Annotated in this window: 15 protein-coding genes; 2 read left to right on the top strand and 13 right to left on the bottom strand. The window is 55.3% G+C overall.

Going from position 1 to position 14,043, the window contains the following annotated elements; all coding sequences use genetic code 11:
* Nucleotides 1-39 precede the first annotated feature (39 nt).
* A complete protein-coding gene (locus tag P8935_RS10705) occupies nt 40-879 on the top strand; it encodes a thioredoxin domain-containing protein (RefSeq protein WP_348264986.1) in 840 nt (279 codons plus the stop codon).
* 130 nt (nt 880-1,009) lie between these two features.
* On the top strand, nt 1,010-2,101 hold the full coding sequence (locus P8935_RS10700; protein WP_348264985.1) for a SurA N-terminal domain-containing protein: 1,092 nt from the start codon (nt 1,010-1,012) through the stop codon (nt 2,099-2,101).
* Between the two features lie 276 nt (nt 2,102-2,377).
* Here P8935_RS10700 and P8935_RS10695 read toward each other — a convergent pair whose 3' ends face one another.
* The 13 genes from P8935_RS10695 to gatC all read right to left on the bottom strand — a co-directional run bounded on the left by P8935_RS10695 (nt 2,378) and on the right by gatC (nt 14,015).
* Complete coding sequence (locus P8935_RS10695; RefSeq protein ID WP_348264984.1) at nt 2,378-3,214, bottom strand: tetratricopeptide repeat protein; 837 nt, start codon at nt 3,212-3,214, stop codon at nt 2,378-2,380.
* A gap of 148 nt (nt 3,215-3,362) precedes the next feature.
* On the bottom strand, nt 3,363-3,788 hold the full coding sequence (locus P8935_RS10690; protein ID WP_348264983.1) for a biopolymer transporter ExbD: 426 nt from the start codon (nt 3,786-3,788) through the stop codon (nt 3,363-3,365).
* Nucleotides 3,789-3,841: 53 nt separating this feature from the next.
* The gene (locus P8935_RS10685) at nt 3,842-4,282 is read right to left on the bottom strand and encodes a biopolymer transporter ExbD (RefSeq protein ID WP_348264982.1); all 441 of its coding nucleotides are present in this window, start codon (nt 4,280-4,282) and stop codon (nt 3,842-3,844) included.
* Between the two features lie 56 nt (nt 4,283-4,338).
* The gene (locus P8935_RS10680; RefSeq protein ID WP_348264981.1) at nt 4,339-4,782 is read right to left on the bottom strand and encodes a biopolymer transporter ExbD; all 444 of its coding nucleotides are present in this window, start codon (nt 4,780-4,782) and stop codon (nt 4,339-4,341) included.
* Nucleotides 4,783-4,938: 156 nt separating this feature from the next.
* Nucleotides 4,939-5,679 (bottom strand): MotA/TolQ/ExbB proton channel family protein, encoded by a 741-nt coding sequence (locus P8935_RS10675; protein WP_348264980.1) that lies wholly within the window; start codon nt 5,677-5,679, stop codon nt 4,939-4,941.
* Nucleotides 5,680-5,957: 278 nt separating this feature from the next.
* A complete protein-coding gene (locus P8935_RS10670; protein ID WP_348264979.1) occupies nt 5,958-6,680 on the bottom strand; it encodes a TonB family protein in 723 nt (240 codons plus the stop codon).
* 159 nt (nt 6,681-6,839) lie between these two features.
* A complete protein-coding gene (gene secF, locus P8935_RS10665; RefSeq protein WP_348264978.1) occupies nt 6,840-7,823 on the bottom strand; it encodes a protein translocase subunit SecF in 984 nt (327 codons plus the stop codon).
* Nucleotides 7,824-7,907: 84 nt separating this feature from the next.
* Nucleotides 7,908-9,539, bottom strand: coding sequence for a protein translocase subunit SecD (gene secD, locus P8935_RS10660; protein WP_348264977.1), 1,632 nt, complete (start codon nt 9,537-9,539; stop codon nt 7,908-7,910).
* A gap of 99 nt (nt 9,540-9,638) precedes the next feature.
* On the bottom strand, nt 9,639-9,965 hold the full coding sequence (gene yajC, locus P8935_RS10655) for a preprotein translocase subunit YajC (RefSeq protein WP_348264976.1): 327 nt from the start codon (nt 9,963-9,965) through the stop codon (nt 9,639-9,641).
* An 845-nt stretch (nt 9,966-10,810) separates the two neighbouring features.
* Nucleotides 10,811-11,401, bottom strand: coding sequence for an FmdE family protein (locus P8935_RS10650; protein ID WP_348264975.1), 591 nt, complete (start codon nt 11,399-11,401; stop codon nt 10,811-10,813).
* A gap of 67 nt (nt 11,402-11,468) precedes the next feature.
* Nucleotides 11,469-12,200: a hypothetical protein gene (locus P8935_RS10645; protein WP_348264974.1), complete on the bottom strand. Its 732-nt coding sequence runs from the start codon at nt 12,198-12,200 to the stop codon at nt 11,469-11,471.
* A gap of 15 nt (nt 12,201-12,215) precedes the next feature.
* A complete protein-coding gene (gatA, locus tag P8935_RS10640) occupies nt 12,216-13,667 on the bottom strand; it encodes an Asp-tRNA(Asn)/Glu-tRNA(Gln) amidotransferase subunit GatA (protein WP_348264973.1) in 1,452 nt (483 codons plus the stop codon).
* Between the two features lie 36 nt (nt 13,668-13,703).
* Complete coding sequence (gene gatC / locus P8935_RS10635) at nt 13,704-14,015, bottom strand: Asp-tRNA(Asn)/Glu-tRNA(Gln) amidotransferase subunit GatC (protein ID WP_348264972.1); 312 nt, start codon at nt 14,013-14,015, stop codon at nt 13,704-13,706.
* Nucleotides 14,016-14,043: the final 28 nt, after the last annotated feature.

Below are 14,043 nucleotides of genomic sequence, written 5' to 3'. Positions count from 1 at the left end.
AAAGCTCAGTCTGCCGGGACCGGAAGCCAGGATGCGACTTTGAATCGTCGCATTGAGGTGATGGTCCGATCGCAGTTTGGCATTCCGCCTGAAGTTTCCGTCACGCTGGGTCAGCGAACGTCGAGCCAGATCGCCGGATACGATACGTTGCCAGTCACCCTGTCCAACGGTTCATCGAAGAAAGTGATCGATTTTCTGATTTCCTCGGATAACCAGAAATTGGCGCGGCTGGAAACCTTCGATCTCGCCAAAAACCCGATCTTCAACATTGATGTCACGGGGCGTCCGATTCGCGGCAATCCAAATGCGAAAGTGACGGTGATCAACTTCGACGACCTCGAATGTCCTTACTGCGCTCGCATGCATTCGTCTCTATTTCCCACCACCATGGATCGCTACAAAGATATGGTACGGTTCGTCTACAAAGACGATCCGCTGACCGATCTGCATCCGTGGGCGATGCACGCCGCTGTAGACGCAAATTGCCTTGCAGAACTTAGCAGCCCGGTTTATTGGAATTTTGTGGATTACGTTCACGCACATGGTCAGGAAGTGAACGGCGAGGACCGCAACCTGACAAAGAGCTTTTCAACCCTCGATAGAATTGCCCGCGAAGAGGCAACATTGGCAAAACTGGATAGCGCGAAACTGGATGCCTGCCTCGCGAAGCAGGATGAAGCCCAGGTCCGCGCATCAGCGAAAGAAGCCGAGGCATTGGGCATTGATGGAACACCAGCGTTATTTGTGGACGGAGAACGCATCAATGGCGCACTGCCTGCAGAGCAGGTGTGGATGGTGATTGATCGAGCCCTGCGTGCAGACGGAATTGAACCTCCACCGGCGGAAAAGCCCGCGCCGCCCGCCGGCAAAGGAAAGTAACATTGACGAAGCGTTCACGCTGGCACTTCCGCGTGAATAAGCGAACCGATGGATAACGCCGAAGTTCCCTTCGTGTCTGGATCTATTTTTTGAATGCCAGGGCCTCGGCGAGTTCTCGAGGAGAAACAGGTTGCAAGTCCAAGTTTTAGTTTCCAAGCGTCGTAAGTCGGTCGCATTGCTCATTTCAAGCACACTTTTGCTAGTTGCTTTGGCGGCGTGCAGGCACGCTCCCTCTCCCGACGTAATGGCTACGGTGAACAACAAGGACATACTTCGCTCCGATCTGGACAAGGCTTACAACACCTACAAGAGTGCGCAGGGCGAGGCGCCACAAGGACCAAGCCCTGAACAAGCAGACATTGTCCGTCTGAATCTGCTGCGCCAGATGATCGATGATGAGATTTTGGATCAGCGGGCTGCGAAGCTGAATTTGGCTGCTTCTGACGAGGATGTGAACGCAAAGCTGACCGATCTGAAAGCGCCCTATACGCAGGAAGAGTTTGACAAGCAGCTGAAGCAGCAAAATCTGACGCTCGAAGATTTAAAGCAGCGGATCAGGCGGAAGCTGACCTCGGACAAGCTGATCAACAAGGAAATCGATTCCAAGGTCAATATCTCCGACGCGGATATCAGCAACTACTACACCACACATAAATCCGAGTTCAACGTGATCGAACCGCAATATCATCTCGCGTGGATCGTGGTAACGACCGGCCCCACACAACCGACTGGTAATTTGCAAAACAACAAGGCTACGAGTGATGCCGACGCGCGCAAGAAAATCCAGACATTGCGTAACCGCTTGACGACCGGCGGCGAAGATTTCGGCAACCTGGCTATGAACTTCTCGGATGACCCTAATGCAAATTCAAACGCCGGAGACATGGGCTTCATCGCGGAAACCGCCTTGCAGCAGCGAGATCCAGGAACTTTCGCGGCTATCGAAAAACTCAAAGCTGGACAAGTCACAGATGTGTTGCCTGTTTATGGCGGAGCAGGACCCTCGCAACGAGCTGTTGGCTACGCTATCTATAAGTTGATTTCGCGAGAGCCTGCGGGACAGCGTGAACTCAACAATCCGAGCGTGCAGCAGACGATTCGTCAAGGGCTGCGAGAGAGCCATGGGCAACTGTTGAAGGCTGCCTATTACGAAATGCTTCGTGACGATGCCAAGGTGCGGAATTACTTTGCCGAGCAAATCCTGAAGCAGGGCGCAAAATAAATGTCGAGTTAATGATTGCCGCGACGCGGCGACTCATGCCACGGCTCCTTGCTCCAAATTCAGCGTGCAATTCCCTTCGCGGCAGCGGTGTGTCACATTTGCGCACCATTCTCCGATTTTGGATCATCAGCTGCCCGGTCGAAGTTGATAGAACAGCGTCGTTTCCTCGAATGTGGAACAGCTAACCTTGAATGTTGCTATCCTTTGGCATCGCCCTAAACGACTACGGCCTCCGCATGCAGCGGAGGCCGTAGTCGCTTTGATATAGGTTGATACCTACTTCATAGTGCCGTTCGAATCCATGGTAATTCCGCCGGGACCCTTGTCTTTCTTCTCTTCGTTGGTCTTGCGGGTGCCCATAGCCTTGGAACTCCAGTCCTTGGCTGAGGCGACGTCTGCCTTCACCGCCGATGGATCGGCATAATCGACATCTGCCTTGCGACGATATAACAGGTTGGCATAAGACATTGCCTCGTCGTAGTTGGCACGATTCGCCATGGCTTGATTTATGTACTGAATTCCCTCATCAACCAGAGGGGTGTTCTGCTCCTTGATTTGCTGCAGCACTTTCTTGGGAGCCTTTGAGTTGCCTTCTCCATCGTCATTCATATTGACGGCAGCCAAGGCCTTCAGCGTGTTCTCGTGGGCCAGGGTCCAATCGATTACGCCGATGGTGTACGCAGCTTCCGGATCCTTCGGATCGACCGCCAGTACTTTCTTCTGATAATCCTTGGCCTGATCGAAATTCTTGATGCTGAAGTAAATGGCTGCAATCTGCTTAAGACTGTTGACGTCGTTAGGTTCCTTATTCAGAACGTCCTGAAAGATGCTGATCGCCTGCTGTGCGTTCTTCAAGTTGTCAGGAGTTGTGAGGCCGGGAACAACGTTCTGCGCGAGCGCAGTGGCCAGATAGCTCTTCGCCATAGGCAGGCTAGGGTCGAGTTCCGTGGCTTTCTGGAAGTGACCGATCGCCTCTTCGTAGCGCGCGGCTTTGTACGACTCCACTCCCTTGTTCAATTGATCACGGGCTTGAAGGCGGTTGCACCCGCCCATTGAAAGCACCATGCCGGCTGCAGCAACCGCGAGCGCCGTAATTCGTGCGGGTCGATTCATGTTCTTATTCTTCTCCTTCAGATCGTGCGTAGCGATTGCGCACTTCAAAAATCATGCACCTGAAAACGGAGGGAGTTCCGAAACCAGGTTGGCCAAATTGTACTCCTGTTACCCCTGATCAAACTGTGTTCTTCAGCCGGTCAAATTCCTACTGACCAGTCAAAACTTTCGGTGTCATTAATCCGATCTGGTCGACCCCGGCTGCATGGCCAATATCGATCACTTCAGCAATCTGTGTGAAGCTCAACTGGTCATCGCCTTTGACGAACAAGACGCGCTGCGCGCGGTTAGCATAAATGGCAGACAGTCGCGATTGTAACTCCCCCTGCGCGACTGGCTGTTGATTGATTCGAAACTTGATTGCGTCGTCGTCCCCCCTCAAAACTTCGAGGACCACAGATTCAGGTGTTGGGCCGCCAATCAGCCCAGAATGCGGAACTCTCGCCGCCTCTCCCCGGGGAACCGCTGGCACGATGACCATAAAGATGATCAGCAGTACCAGCAGCACGTCGATCATCGGCGTAACGTTGATTTCAGAAGCCAGACCCCTGATGTCGCCGTTATTCGCAGTCATCGCAGTGTTCCCTTTCTTCCGGTGAGCGGAGAGATTGAGTGAATGTGCGACGCTTACTGGCCAGCCATGATCTTCGGCGTCATCAAGCCGATGTGGTCTACGTTCGCCGCATGTGCAATGTCGATAACATCAGCGATGTAGGCAAAATTCAGCTCGTCATCGCCCTTCACGAACATCACGCGTTCTGCGCGGTTTGCGTAAATCTCAGTGAGCCGCGCCAACAGATCATTGTGCGCAACATCGGTCTCGTTGATTTTGTAGGCCGGAGCCGCGCCGGGCCGATATACGACCTGCACAACAATCGTACGGTCGTTCTGCGGCTGTTGCTGTTGCGGATTCTTCGGCGGCTGCGGCACCAGGGCATCCAGGCCCTTGGGCGTAACCGGCACGATGACCATGAAGATGATGAGTAGCACCAGCAGAATATCGATCATCGGGGTGACATTGATGTCGCCCATCGCGCCACCACTGCTACCTCCAGCTGTCATTGCCATGGCTTCAAACTCCTCGTGTAATGCAAATGGTTATGTATAGCGTTCCAGGTCAATGATCACTGCCCGCCGGCGCCGCCGGGGCCTTCACGCTTATTCGTTAGCAAGCCAACTTCATCCACGCCTGCTGTACGCACGGCATCGATTGCGTCTTCTACGCCGCGGAACTGAGCGCGAGCATCAGCACGAACAAAAATCTCTTTGCCCGGCGTATCGGCTAGCTTGTCACGAACCAGACCTCCCAGCTCAGAGGTGGCGACCTTGTTTTGACCAAGGAACACACCACCATCGCGGGTGATGGCCACAATAATGGCATCTTCCTTGTCGGCGTCTGGCATGGGTGTGGGATTTTCTACCTTGGCCATATCAACCGAGACTTTGTTCTGCAGCATCGGGGTGATGACCATGAAGATGATAAGCAAAACCAGCATCACATCGACCATCGGGGTCACGTTGATGTTGGAATTGACCTTTGTGCCTTCGTTACGAACCGCAATTCCCATGTTTGGGCTCCGTGCCTATTGAATTCATATACCGGAGACTACCCGGTCTCTAGCTCGAAAAGGCTGTTGCACCTTGCTGGAAACCGGCGGCAGGACAGCGTTTGTCGCTTTCCTGCCCACCTGAAAGTTTCTCGCTCGGGGCTACACCCGGATTGCTTAGCGCTTGCTGCTCTGCTTGATGAAGTAGTCGATCAGTTCGCTCGAGGAGTTGTCCATCTCTACGTCGAAAGATTCGACACGCCCAGTGAAGTAGTTGAATGCCATAACGGCAGGGATAGCCACCAGCAAACCGAACGCGGTGGTTACCAGCGCCTCAGAGATACCGCCGGCGACTGCACCGATACCGGAAGTCTTCTGGGTGGCGATCTGTTGGAAGGCGTTCAAAATTCCGATAACCGTCCCAAGCAGCCCGACGAATGGAGCCGTGGAGCCGATGGTGGCCAATACGGCAAGACCCCTCTTCAGCTTGGCGTGAACGATTGCCTCGGCGCGCTCTAATGCGCGGCCCGAACTCTCGATCGTCGCTTCGCTTGCTACGCCGCCAGAAGCACGGAACTCCTGCAGGCCAGCGGTAACAACTTCAGCGAGGTGCGACTTCTTGTTGCGATCGGCGATCTTGATCGCCTCTTCCAACTTGCTGTCTTTGAGCGCGCCGGCAACCTTGGGCGCAAACTCGCGGGACTGCTTGCGGGCTGCTGAGAAGTACAGGTAACGGTCGATCATAACGGCCAGCGACCAGATCGACTCGATGAACAGGATGATCGCGATGGTACGCGCCGGCCATCCCATGTGTTGCCACAGACCGAGAGGGCTAAAGCTTACCGTCTGCTCTTCCTGAAAAAATGCCAGGCTGTTGACCGTGTGCGAAGCGAAATGTGCGAGCTGAGCGAGAATCACTTGAATCGTTCCTCCTAAGGAGTTTCTGAACTAAGACTGTCCGTTATGCGAATTGATGGCGGCAAAACCAGAAAAACTGGCCCGTTAAGCTTCATCTCCCGCCGTTCCCTTCCTCTCATGAATCTAACTTCAAGAGATCGAGTTCGTGTATGGCTGTTGGAGTCGCTGCCTTCGGATACATCATTCCGGTTTTGAGATTGGGAATGCGGCTCTTTTAGATTCGCATTCGGGTCAAAAAGCAAGGCTCCTTCCCATTGGGAAAGAGCCGAAGATTAAATTTATCCGCCCAGAGTGAAGATGACGTTGACCGTTGTTTCCACTTCGACGGGCTCGTTGTTGAGCAGGTAAGGCCGGTAGCGCCAGCTTCTCACCGCATCCAGGGCCGCCTGTTGCAGCATGGCGGGACCACTGACGACGCGGAGATTCTCAATAGTTCCGGTCTTTGAGATTGTTGCTTGAATCACTACCGTGCCGGAAACGCGTGCAGCCTTGGCAATCGGCGGATAGTTCGGCGTGGTCTTCTGGATCAACATACCAGTCGCGACGCCGGCGGAAATGTTCACCTTTTTGGGCGGAGCGGCCTGAACCTTGGGTGCTGTTCCCGAGCCGAATACGCTGCCCATCACGCCACTTGAGCTTCCACCGAGCCCTTCTGCTCCAGCCACACCAAATGAGCTGGGAGGAGCTTCCTTCTCGGCTACCTGTTTGATGTCCTTGGGGATCTTCGTAGGAGCGACCAGCTGGTTGTTCATCATTTCCGATTGAACATGTACCACGTGCACAACTTCAGCCGGTGGTGGAGGGGGCGGTGGTGGCGGCGGTGGCGGCGGGGCAACCAACAAGGTCTGCATCATCGCTTTGGGCAACGCCTCTGGGTAAATGAGCGGGTAGAGGATCATCGCAACCAGAATTGCGCCGTTGGTGATGAATGTGAACATCATCCAGCGACCGCTCTTGCTCTTGATCTTTCCGCCTGATTCAAATGTGGAATCCTCAAACATGGCCAGCCTCGAATCGGGGTGTCGGTTACCTCTGTTTAGACACCGCGGGAAGTTCAAATGTTCCCGCGCTCTAAAACGCTTACAAAAAGCGTGCTCCACCTATATCAGAACTGCCTAACACATGCAAAGGTTGCTGCAAAACAAGTGCACGTTGCACATTTATACCTTGGACCGCTTCGCCGCGGGAAGCACCGCTGCCTTACTGCTGCCAGCCCGCCACTGTTGCCATGCCACCAGCATCGGTGCCGCTACGGCAATCGAGGAATAGGTTCCGATCAGAATTCCAACCACCAGGGCAAAAGAGAATCCTCTCAGCACGGGTCCGCCAAAAACAAAGAGTGACAACACTGTCAAAAATGTCAGTCCCGACGTCAATACCGTTCGGCTCAGGGTCTGATTGATGCTGCGGTTGACCACGTCCGCCAGGGACTCGCGTCGGCTCAGGCGAAGGTTCTCACGAATACGGTCGAACACGACAATCGTGTCGTTCATGGAGTAGCCAACCAAGGTCAAGATCGCGGCGATGACCGTGAGACTGATCTCCATTCCCTTGAAACCAAACGAGTCAAGCAATGCGAACGATCCCACCGTAATCAGGGTGTCGTGAAAGCACGCGACCACAGCGGCAATACCGTAGATGAGTTGGAAGCGAAACCACAGATAAATCAGCATCCCCAAAAGCGAGTAGAGAGTCGCCAGGGTTGCCTGTTTCTCAAGTTGCTTGCCAACCGTCGGGCCGACGACGGAGACGTTGCGAATCTCAAAAGCACCCTCGCCAAACTTGGCACGAAGAGCGTCATGAATCTGCTGCTGACCGGTGTCGAGCGAGGATTCAACGTGCTGCTCGGGAAGGCTGATCAGAACTTCGTGATGGCTGGGTATGTCGTAGTTGACGATGCTTGCATCACGAATGCCCGCTGCCGCGGTAGCCTGTCGAATCTGCTCCGTATCAGGCGCCTGCTTAAACTGGACCTCTACCTGCGTGCCACCCTTAAAGTCCACACCCAGCGGAACCGGGGAACCGGTCTTGGCCCAGTGCGCACTCATTGAAATGATGCCGGCAACGCTGAAGATCAATGAAAAGGCCAGGAAGTACCACTTTTTCCCCAACCAATCGACGTTTACGCTACGAAAGAGTTCCACTGGTTCTCTGCCTTCCTCAATTCCGGAGCCCCGTGGCCCCGGCATGCAATGTTGACTGATCCTGTAGGTCGATTTCCGATCCGCTTAGATCGAAACAGCCTCGCCGGTCTTCAGGTTGTTGACGTGCGTATCGAAAATGACTCGCGATACGTAAACCGCCGTAAACAGGTTGGCCGCAAGACCAAAGGTCAGGGTAACCGCAAATCCCTTTACCGGCCCGCTGCCAAACAGGAACAGAATCGCCGCCGACACGATAGTCGTGACGTGCGTATCAAGAATTGTGGTCCACGCATGGGCAAATCCCTGGTCCACTGCGGCCGATGGCGCCTTCCCCGCACGCATCTCTTCGCGAATACGCTCGAAGATCAGTACGTTGGAATCGACGCCCATACCGATGGTCAGAATCACGCCGGCAATGCCCGGCAGGGTCAGCGTAGCGCCCGAGAAACCCATAAAGCCGAGAAGAATAACAAGGTTCAAGAACAGCGCCAGATCCGCGTTGATGCCTGACCCCTTGTAATACACAAGCATGAAGATCATGACCAGCAGAACGCCGACAATCGCTGCCGTAACACCCTGCTTGATCGAGTCCGCACCAAGTGAAGCACCAACTGTCCGGTCTTCAAGATAGTTGAGCGACGCCGGAAGAGCACCTGTACGCAGCATCTTGGAGAGAATCGCCACTTCATCGGTCGAGAAGCTGCCGCGGATTTCGCCCGAATCCCGGATAGCGCTCTCAATGTTGGCAACTTCTTTTACCCGGCCACCGAGAACCACGGCCATGCTGTGCCCAACGTTTGCGCTGGTGTACTCGTAGAATTTGTCGCCGGCTTCGTTGGTCAACGTGAAATGAACAGTCCGCTGGCCCGTGTTGGAATCCGTTCCCGGATCGGCTGACCGGAAATCGGTGCCCGCAACGATAGCGATGCGCTGCAAAACGTAGACGCTATCGACGTCAGAGCCCGTAGCCATCGAACCGGAACCGTGGACAAGTTCTTGATCGCTGGGAAGGTTTCCCCCCACACTCGAAAGCGCTGCCTGCTCATCGGGATATGGACCGCCAACGACGGCGTGAATCGACAAGCGCGCCGTGGTGGAGATGATGTTCTTGACACGATCAAGATCAGATATGCCGGGAAGCTCGACAAGAATCTGGTTGTCGCCCAGGCCATACTGCTGAATGATCGGCTCGCTCACACCGAGAGAGTCAACGCGATCGCGAATTACCTCAATCGTGTTTTGAACCGTCTTGTCATCGAGAGCCTTCTCGATATTCGGCTTCATGGTCACGGTAAGGCTGTTATCGCCACCGCCGCCGCTGATGTCGTACTCGTTCGAGTACTTGCCGTCTATCAGAGAACGCACCGCATTCGATTGAGTCGGATTGATTCCTTCGATATGCATCGTCTCAGGATGGTTAGTCGCATCCGGCTTCGTGACCTGCGAAAAGGTGAGCTTCGCAGTCTTCAGATCCTGCTCAATCCGAGCAACGGTATTATCCGTCTCCGTGCTGACAGCCTCTTTCACCTGAACCTGGAGGATCAGATGAACGCCGCCCTGCAGATCAAGGCCAAGGTGAATGTGCTGCGTGAGCTGGTTGAGCAGCGGTTGACCGCCTCCCAACCTGGGCGCGTCGAAGCCGAAGAAAGCGCCGTATAGAAATACGACCAGCACTCCGATAATGATGACAATCTTCTGTTTGAGATTTTTCTTCATGGTTCCAATTCTCTGATTCAAAACAGTGTCGACTTCACAACTTGATCATTCCGTATCGTTGAACGGAACGCTTGGTGCGCATCCCGAACCACGCAAAGCTCAGGAGCCCGATTCTTCCTGCGTGGTTACGGACGCAATCGCGCTCTTAGCCACTTCGATCTTGAGATTGTCGGGGGCTACGCGAATGATGATCGCGTCATCCTTGATGGACAGAATAATCCCGCGAATACCGCCCGCAGTGGTTACCCTGTCGCCGGTCTTGATGCTGCCGAGCATCTGTTGCCATTGCTTCTGGCGCTTCTGCTGAGGGCGAATCATCACAAAGTACATTAGGGGTATCAGAAGCAGCAGGGGAAGCATCGTAATGCCACTCCCGGCCCCGGCGGGCGCTGCCGCCAACAAAGCAAAACTCGTCGTCACACTCATCCTTTGCTCGCCTCTGCCCGCCGATGCTGCCGACGTTCAGGGCACAGGCAATTCCGCCAGGCGGGAGCCTGCAAAACAGTTTTGTCTCCGAGAATCGTCCTGGCCTCCTGGTGCTTCCGGCACAGGCTATGGAACCTGAAATCCTTCAATTGGCCCGACAAGCGTACTCTACAACCTCGCCAGACTCAAACCAGTGACTCAGCTCACCTTCTGCTTCCTGTTCGACACGGTCTTCCCCGAAAAGCCAATGGACCGGACGCCGTTAAGACTAGGCGCACACTCCAGCCCGACTTCAGAAAGAAGGCCTACTAGAGATAAGAAATGCGCAGCCGTTGCCGTGTCAAGGAAACCGCGTAGGCGTGAATGGTCGGCTTATGGCCAATCCGACAGCGTTCCCGGCGTGACTCTCCCGCACAGCCCTTATAAACACTTTATCGTTTCAAATCCCTGTCCTTACAACTTTGGGCGCCTCCTGTATTCAGGCGACTTCGGCTACCCGATCACTCGATCGCCGTCAGCTGAATTCGCCCCGAAAGAGACGACCATGCACCTGACGATCCTGCAGTATTTATTTCTGATTCCAGTCGGACTCTCACTGGCTTTTATGTTGTGGGTTTTGTGGAGTTTGACAAGGCAGCTCGATCTTCGTAACCAACCCGCAGGCAAACAGCCGATAATCACGGTTCGCGTAGAAGACCGATACTCAATCGACACACAGCCTCAGCGAAATCCGCAGCGGGGAATGACTCCACGATTGACCGGAATCTCCAGTTCTGGAGCGAAATACGGTTATGGCACAGAGCGCGAATACTCCATTCCATGTGCGCCTACATTAGGAATCGGCCTTAGAAGGATGTCCAGTAGCGCAATTCGGGATGAGCGCATGGGAGACAGAGTCTCTGACCGGCAACCTCTTCGTAGCGCGCGAAATTGATCCCTTCGCCGCAGCGTGCACAGACCGCTCGATCCGCCTTATAGCCCGGCAACTCTGCGGGATCGACCGGTACGCGGACGCGCTCCACGCGAAATAACTGATCATCGCTCAATTCGCGGTACGCCAACATCTGTTGTTGGCTTTTATTCTCGATCTCGGGATGCAGTTCCCGCGCAAGATTGCGTGAGTTTTCCAGCGCGACAATGCGAATACCGATGGACGCGGAGAGATCGACGAAGGTAGCCGCCATCTTTCCCCAGTCGCGGAATTTGAGAGTGCGCTTGCCAAGACGGCAACCGGTCACCAGGCCAATCGCATCGGTGGCACATCGATCAATCTCAACGAAGGCAACCACGCGCTTCCGATCTGCGCCCAGCGGATCTGCGATACCCAGGCTTTGAAGGCCAAGCAGGGACATGCGCACGCCAAGAATCTGTCCGGCGCACATGTGGCCATGCGCGACTTCCGCATTTTTTAAATAGTCTTCAAAAGATTCAAGCATCGTCTTTCAGCTTCGCCCAACCGGCGTTGGCACGCAAGTACGAAAGGTCGATCTTGTTTGCGTCCAACTAATTTGTTTTGGCTGAGGGGGCGGATTCGGTATCGTCCTCCGCATCCTCAACAAGCACCGCAGAACCCGCCACAATGTCGAAGCTCACTGGGTCCTTGCCAGCGGGATGGAAAGTAGCGCGGAGCGGTTCACGCTGCCACTCGGCCGTTTCACAAGCAGGTTCCGTCTGGGACGCTGGATCGTAGGCGGTCAGTTTCTTCGCCAACACCGGCTTGCGCGCTGCTACCTGGGCGACCACAGCGTAAAGGCTCTTCCCGCTCGAGGTGACACCGCAATAGGCAGCATAATCGCGAAACCAGATCACTTGGCTGACACTGGGATCGTAATCCGGCAACTTGAGCGCTCCGACATGACCCGTGACACGATCAATCAAAAGCCAAGGGCCGCGCTGCCACACCCAGTGCGTGCTTGAACTCGAGGGTTTTTCGCCGGGGAGTTCATCGTTGATGCGGAGCACGCGGCGGACGGCGAAACTGCGGTCGGTTACGTCGTGCGCTTCGCCAGAGGTCCATTCCTTGACGATCCCGTCTACAACGAGAGGTCTGATTTTGAGCGCGTCTTCGCCGGCTTTAGCACCGGCTGGATCGCCGCTCTTTGAATACGGCACCCGTTTGAATGCACCCAGACCTACGACATGAACCTTGCGCGGAGCTGCGTTGATACGGAACGGCAGAAAAACCATCACCACAAAAACTGCAATCAAAACCGCGAACCGCTTACCCACTTGCATGACGAACCCTGCTTCCTAACTCTGTGCCGCCTCCACTGCCCGGGCGACGCGAAAAGCTGTTGCCTCATTGAAATGTGCACCCAGAACCTGCATCCCAACGGGGAGGCCGCCTTTCGTCGCGCCGCAAGGAACTGTGACGCCGCAAATTCCCGCAAGGCTGGCGGTGACGGTATAAATGTCGGCCAGGTACATGGCGAGGGGATCGCCGGTCTTTTCGCCCAGCTTGAATGCGGGCGTAGGCGCGGTGGGTGTAACGATGGCATCCACCTCGGCAAACGCGCGGATAAATTCATCGGCGAGAAGCCGTCTGACCTTTTGCGCCTTGAGGTAGTAGGCATCGTAGTACCCCGCCGAGAGCGCGTAGGTGCCGAGCATAATCCGGCGCTTCACTTCTGCGCCGAAGGCCTCGTCGCGCGAATGGCGATACATGTCTGCGAGCGTTGCCGAGGACGGTGATCGATACCCGTATCGGACCCCGTCGAACCGCGCCAGGTTGGCGCTCGCTTCTGCGGTGGCCACGAGGTAATACGTCGGGATGGCGTAGCGCGTATGCGGCAGCGAGACAGGCTTAATAATGCAGCCCGCGGCCTTGAGCGATTCGATGCCGCTCTCAATTCGCTCGCGGACTTCCGGATCCAGCCCTTCGCTGAAATACTCGGCAGGCACTCCGATGCGCAGGCCTTCAGCGCCTTTGTCGCTTTCAACGGCATAATCCGCTACAGGGGTTGGAGAACTGGTGGCATCGTTAGCATCATGCCCGGCGATAACACCAAGCAGGGTGGCAGCATCGCGAACATTGGTGGCGAAAGGGCCAATCCGATCGAGGGATGAAGCAAATGCGATAAGCCCGTAACGGGAAACGCGGCCATAGGTGGGCAGAACGCCAACCACTCCACAGAAGCTGGCGGGCTGACGGATCGAACCTCCCGTATCGGTGCCGAGTGTCACGACCGCCATATTGGCCGCAACTGCAGCAGCTGATCCACCGCTCGAACCGCCCGGGACGCGTTCCGTGTCCACTGGATTCCGAACCGGCCCATAGGCGGAATTTTCGTTCGAAGATCCCATGGCGAACTCGTCGCAGTTAAGCTTGCCCAGCAGCACCGCACCCGCTGCCTCAAGCTTTGCTACGGCGGTAGCGTCATACGGAGGACGATAGCCTTTCAGAATCTTCGATCCGGCTGTTGACGGCGCTCCTTGCATCACCAGGACGTCCTTGATGCCTACCGGAATGCCCGCGAGTGGTCCCAGAAGATCGCCTTTTGCAGCAGCTGCGTCAACCTTGGCAGCCTGCGCAAGCGCGCGCTCTTTCGTGAGGCTCAGGTAAACATTCAGCCGCGGATTTACCCGTTCGATGCGTTCGTAATAGCTGACGGCAAGATCCGCAGCCTTTTGGCGTCCGGAGGCGATGCCCTCGCGTAATTCGGAAAGGGGCTTAGGCTTTTCTATATAGCTTTCAGTTGTCATGGTTTCGTCTGGCAACGCGGCGTTCCCTTCCCTTTTTTATCTTTCAATCACCTTAGGAACCTTGAAGAAGACCTGGTCCGTCTCCGGCGCTTCAGACATCACCGCGGTGCGATTCAGCGAAGGCCGCACCACATCCTCACGAAGCGAGCCTGCTGAACCAGCCCCCGCAAGTTCGCTCATCTGGGCCAATGGAGCGACCGAGTCGGTATCCAGTTCGTTCAACTGCGCGACATGGTCCAGAATCGCGTTCAGGTCGTGCTGCATACTCTCGGTTTCCGTCGGAGTCAGTTCAAGGTGAGCCAGTTCGGCTACGCGCTTCACGTCCTGAAGAGTTACATTCGCGGTCATTGCTGAGGCATCCTTCGTCCTAGCGATT

The organism is Telmatobacter sp. DSM 110680 (genome assembly GCF_039994875.1).
Classification (GTDB): Bacteria; Acidobacteriota; Terriglobia; order Terriglobales; family Acidobacteriaceae; genus Telmatobacter.
The sequence above is the reverse complement of the archived record's forward strand: the minus strand, read 5'-3'. Positions and strand labels throughout refer to the sequence as shown.

What these genes read in the sequence shown, in the direction of transcription:
- P8935_RS10680 (WP_348264981.1), bottom strand. Translation starts at nt 4,782, where the DNA reads ATGGGAATTGCGGTTCGTAACGAAGGCACAAAGGTCAATTCCAACATC.
- P8935_RS10645 (WP_348264974.1), bottom strand. Translation starts at nt 12,200, where the DNA reads ATGCAAGTGGGTAAGCGGTTCGCGGTTTTGATTGCAGTTTTTGTGGTG.
- P8935_RS10690 (WP_348264983.1), bottom strand. Translation starts at nt 3,788, where the DNA reads ATGACTGCGAATAACGGCGACATCAGGGGTCTGGCTTCTGAAATCAAC.
- P8935_RS10685 (WP_348264982.1), bottom strand. Translation starts at nt 4,282, where the DNA reads ATGGCAATGACAGCTGGAGGTAGCAGTGGTGGCGCGATGGGCGACATC.
- gatC (WP_348264972.1), bottom strand. Translation starts at nt 14,015, where the DNA reads ATGACCGCGAATGTAACTCTTCAGGACGTGAAGCGCGTAGCCGAACTG.
- P8935_RS10670 (WP_348264979.1), bottom strand. Translation starts at nt 6,680, where the DNA reads ATGTTTGAGGATTCCACATTTGAATCAGGCGGAAAGATCAAGAGCAAG.
- P8935_RS10650 (WP_348264975.1), bottom strand. Translation starts at nt 11,401, where the DNA reads ATGCTTGAATCTTTTGAAGACTATTTAAAAAATGCGGAAGTCGCGCAT.
- gatA (WP_348264973.1), bottom strand. Translation starts at nt 13,667, where the DNA reads ATGACAACTGAAAGCTATATAGAAAAGCCTAAGCCCCTTTCCGAATTA.
- secD (WP_348264977.1), bottom strand. Translation starts at nt 9,539, where the DNA reads ATGAAGAAAAATCTCAAACAGAAGATTGTCATCATTATCGGAGTGCTG.
- yajC (WP_348264976.1), bottom strand. Translation starts at nt 9,965, where the DNA reads ATGAGTGTGACGACGAGTTTTGCTTTGTTGGCGGCAGCGCCCGCCGGG.
- P8935_RS10695 (WP_348264984.1), bottom strand. Translation starts at nt 3,214, where the DNA reads ATGAATCGACCCGCACGAATTACGGCGCTCGCGGTTGCTGCAGCCGGC.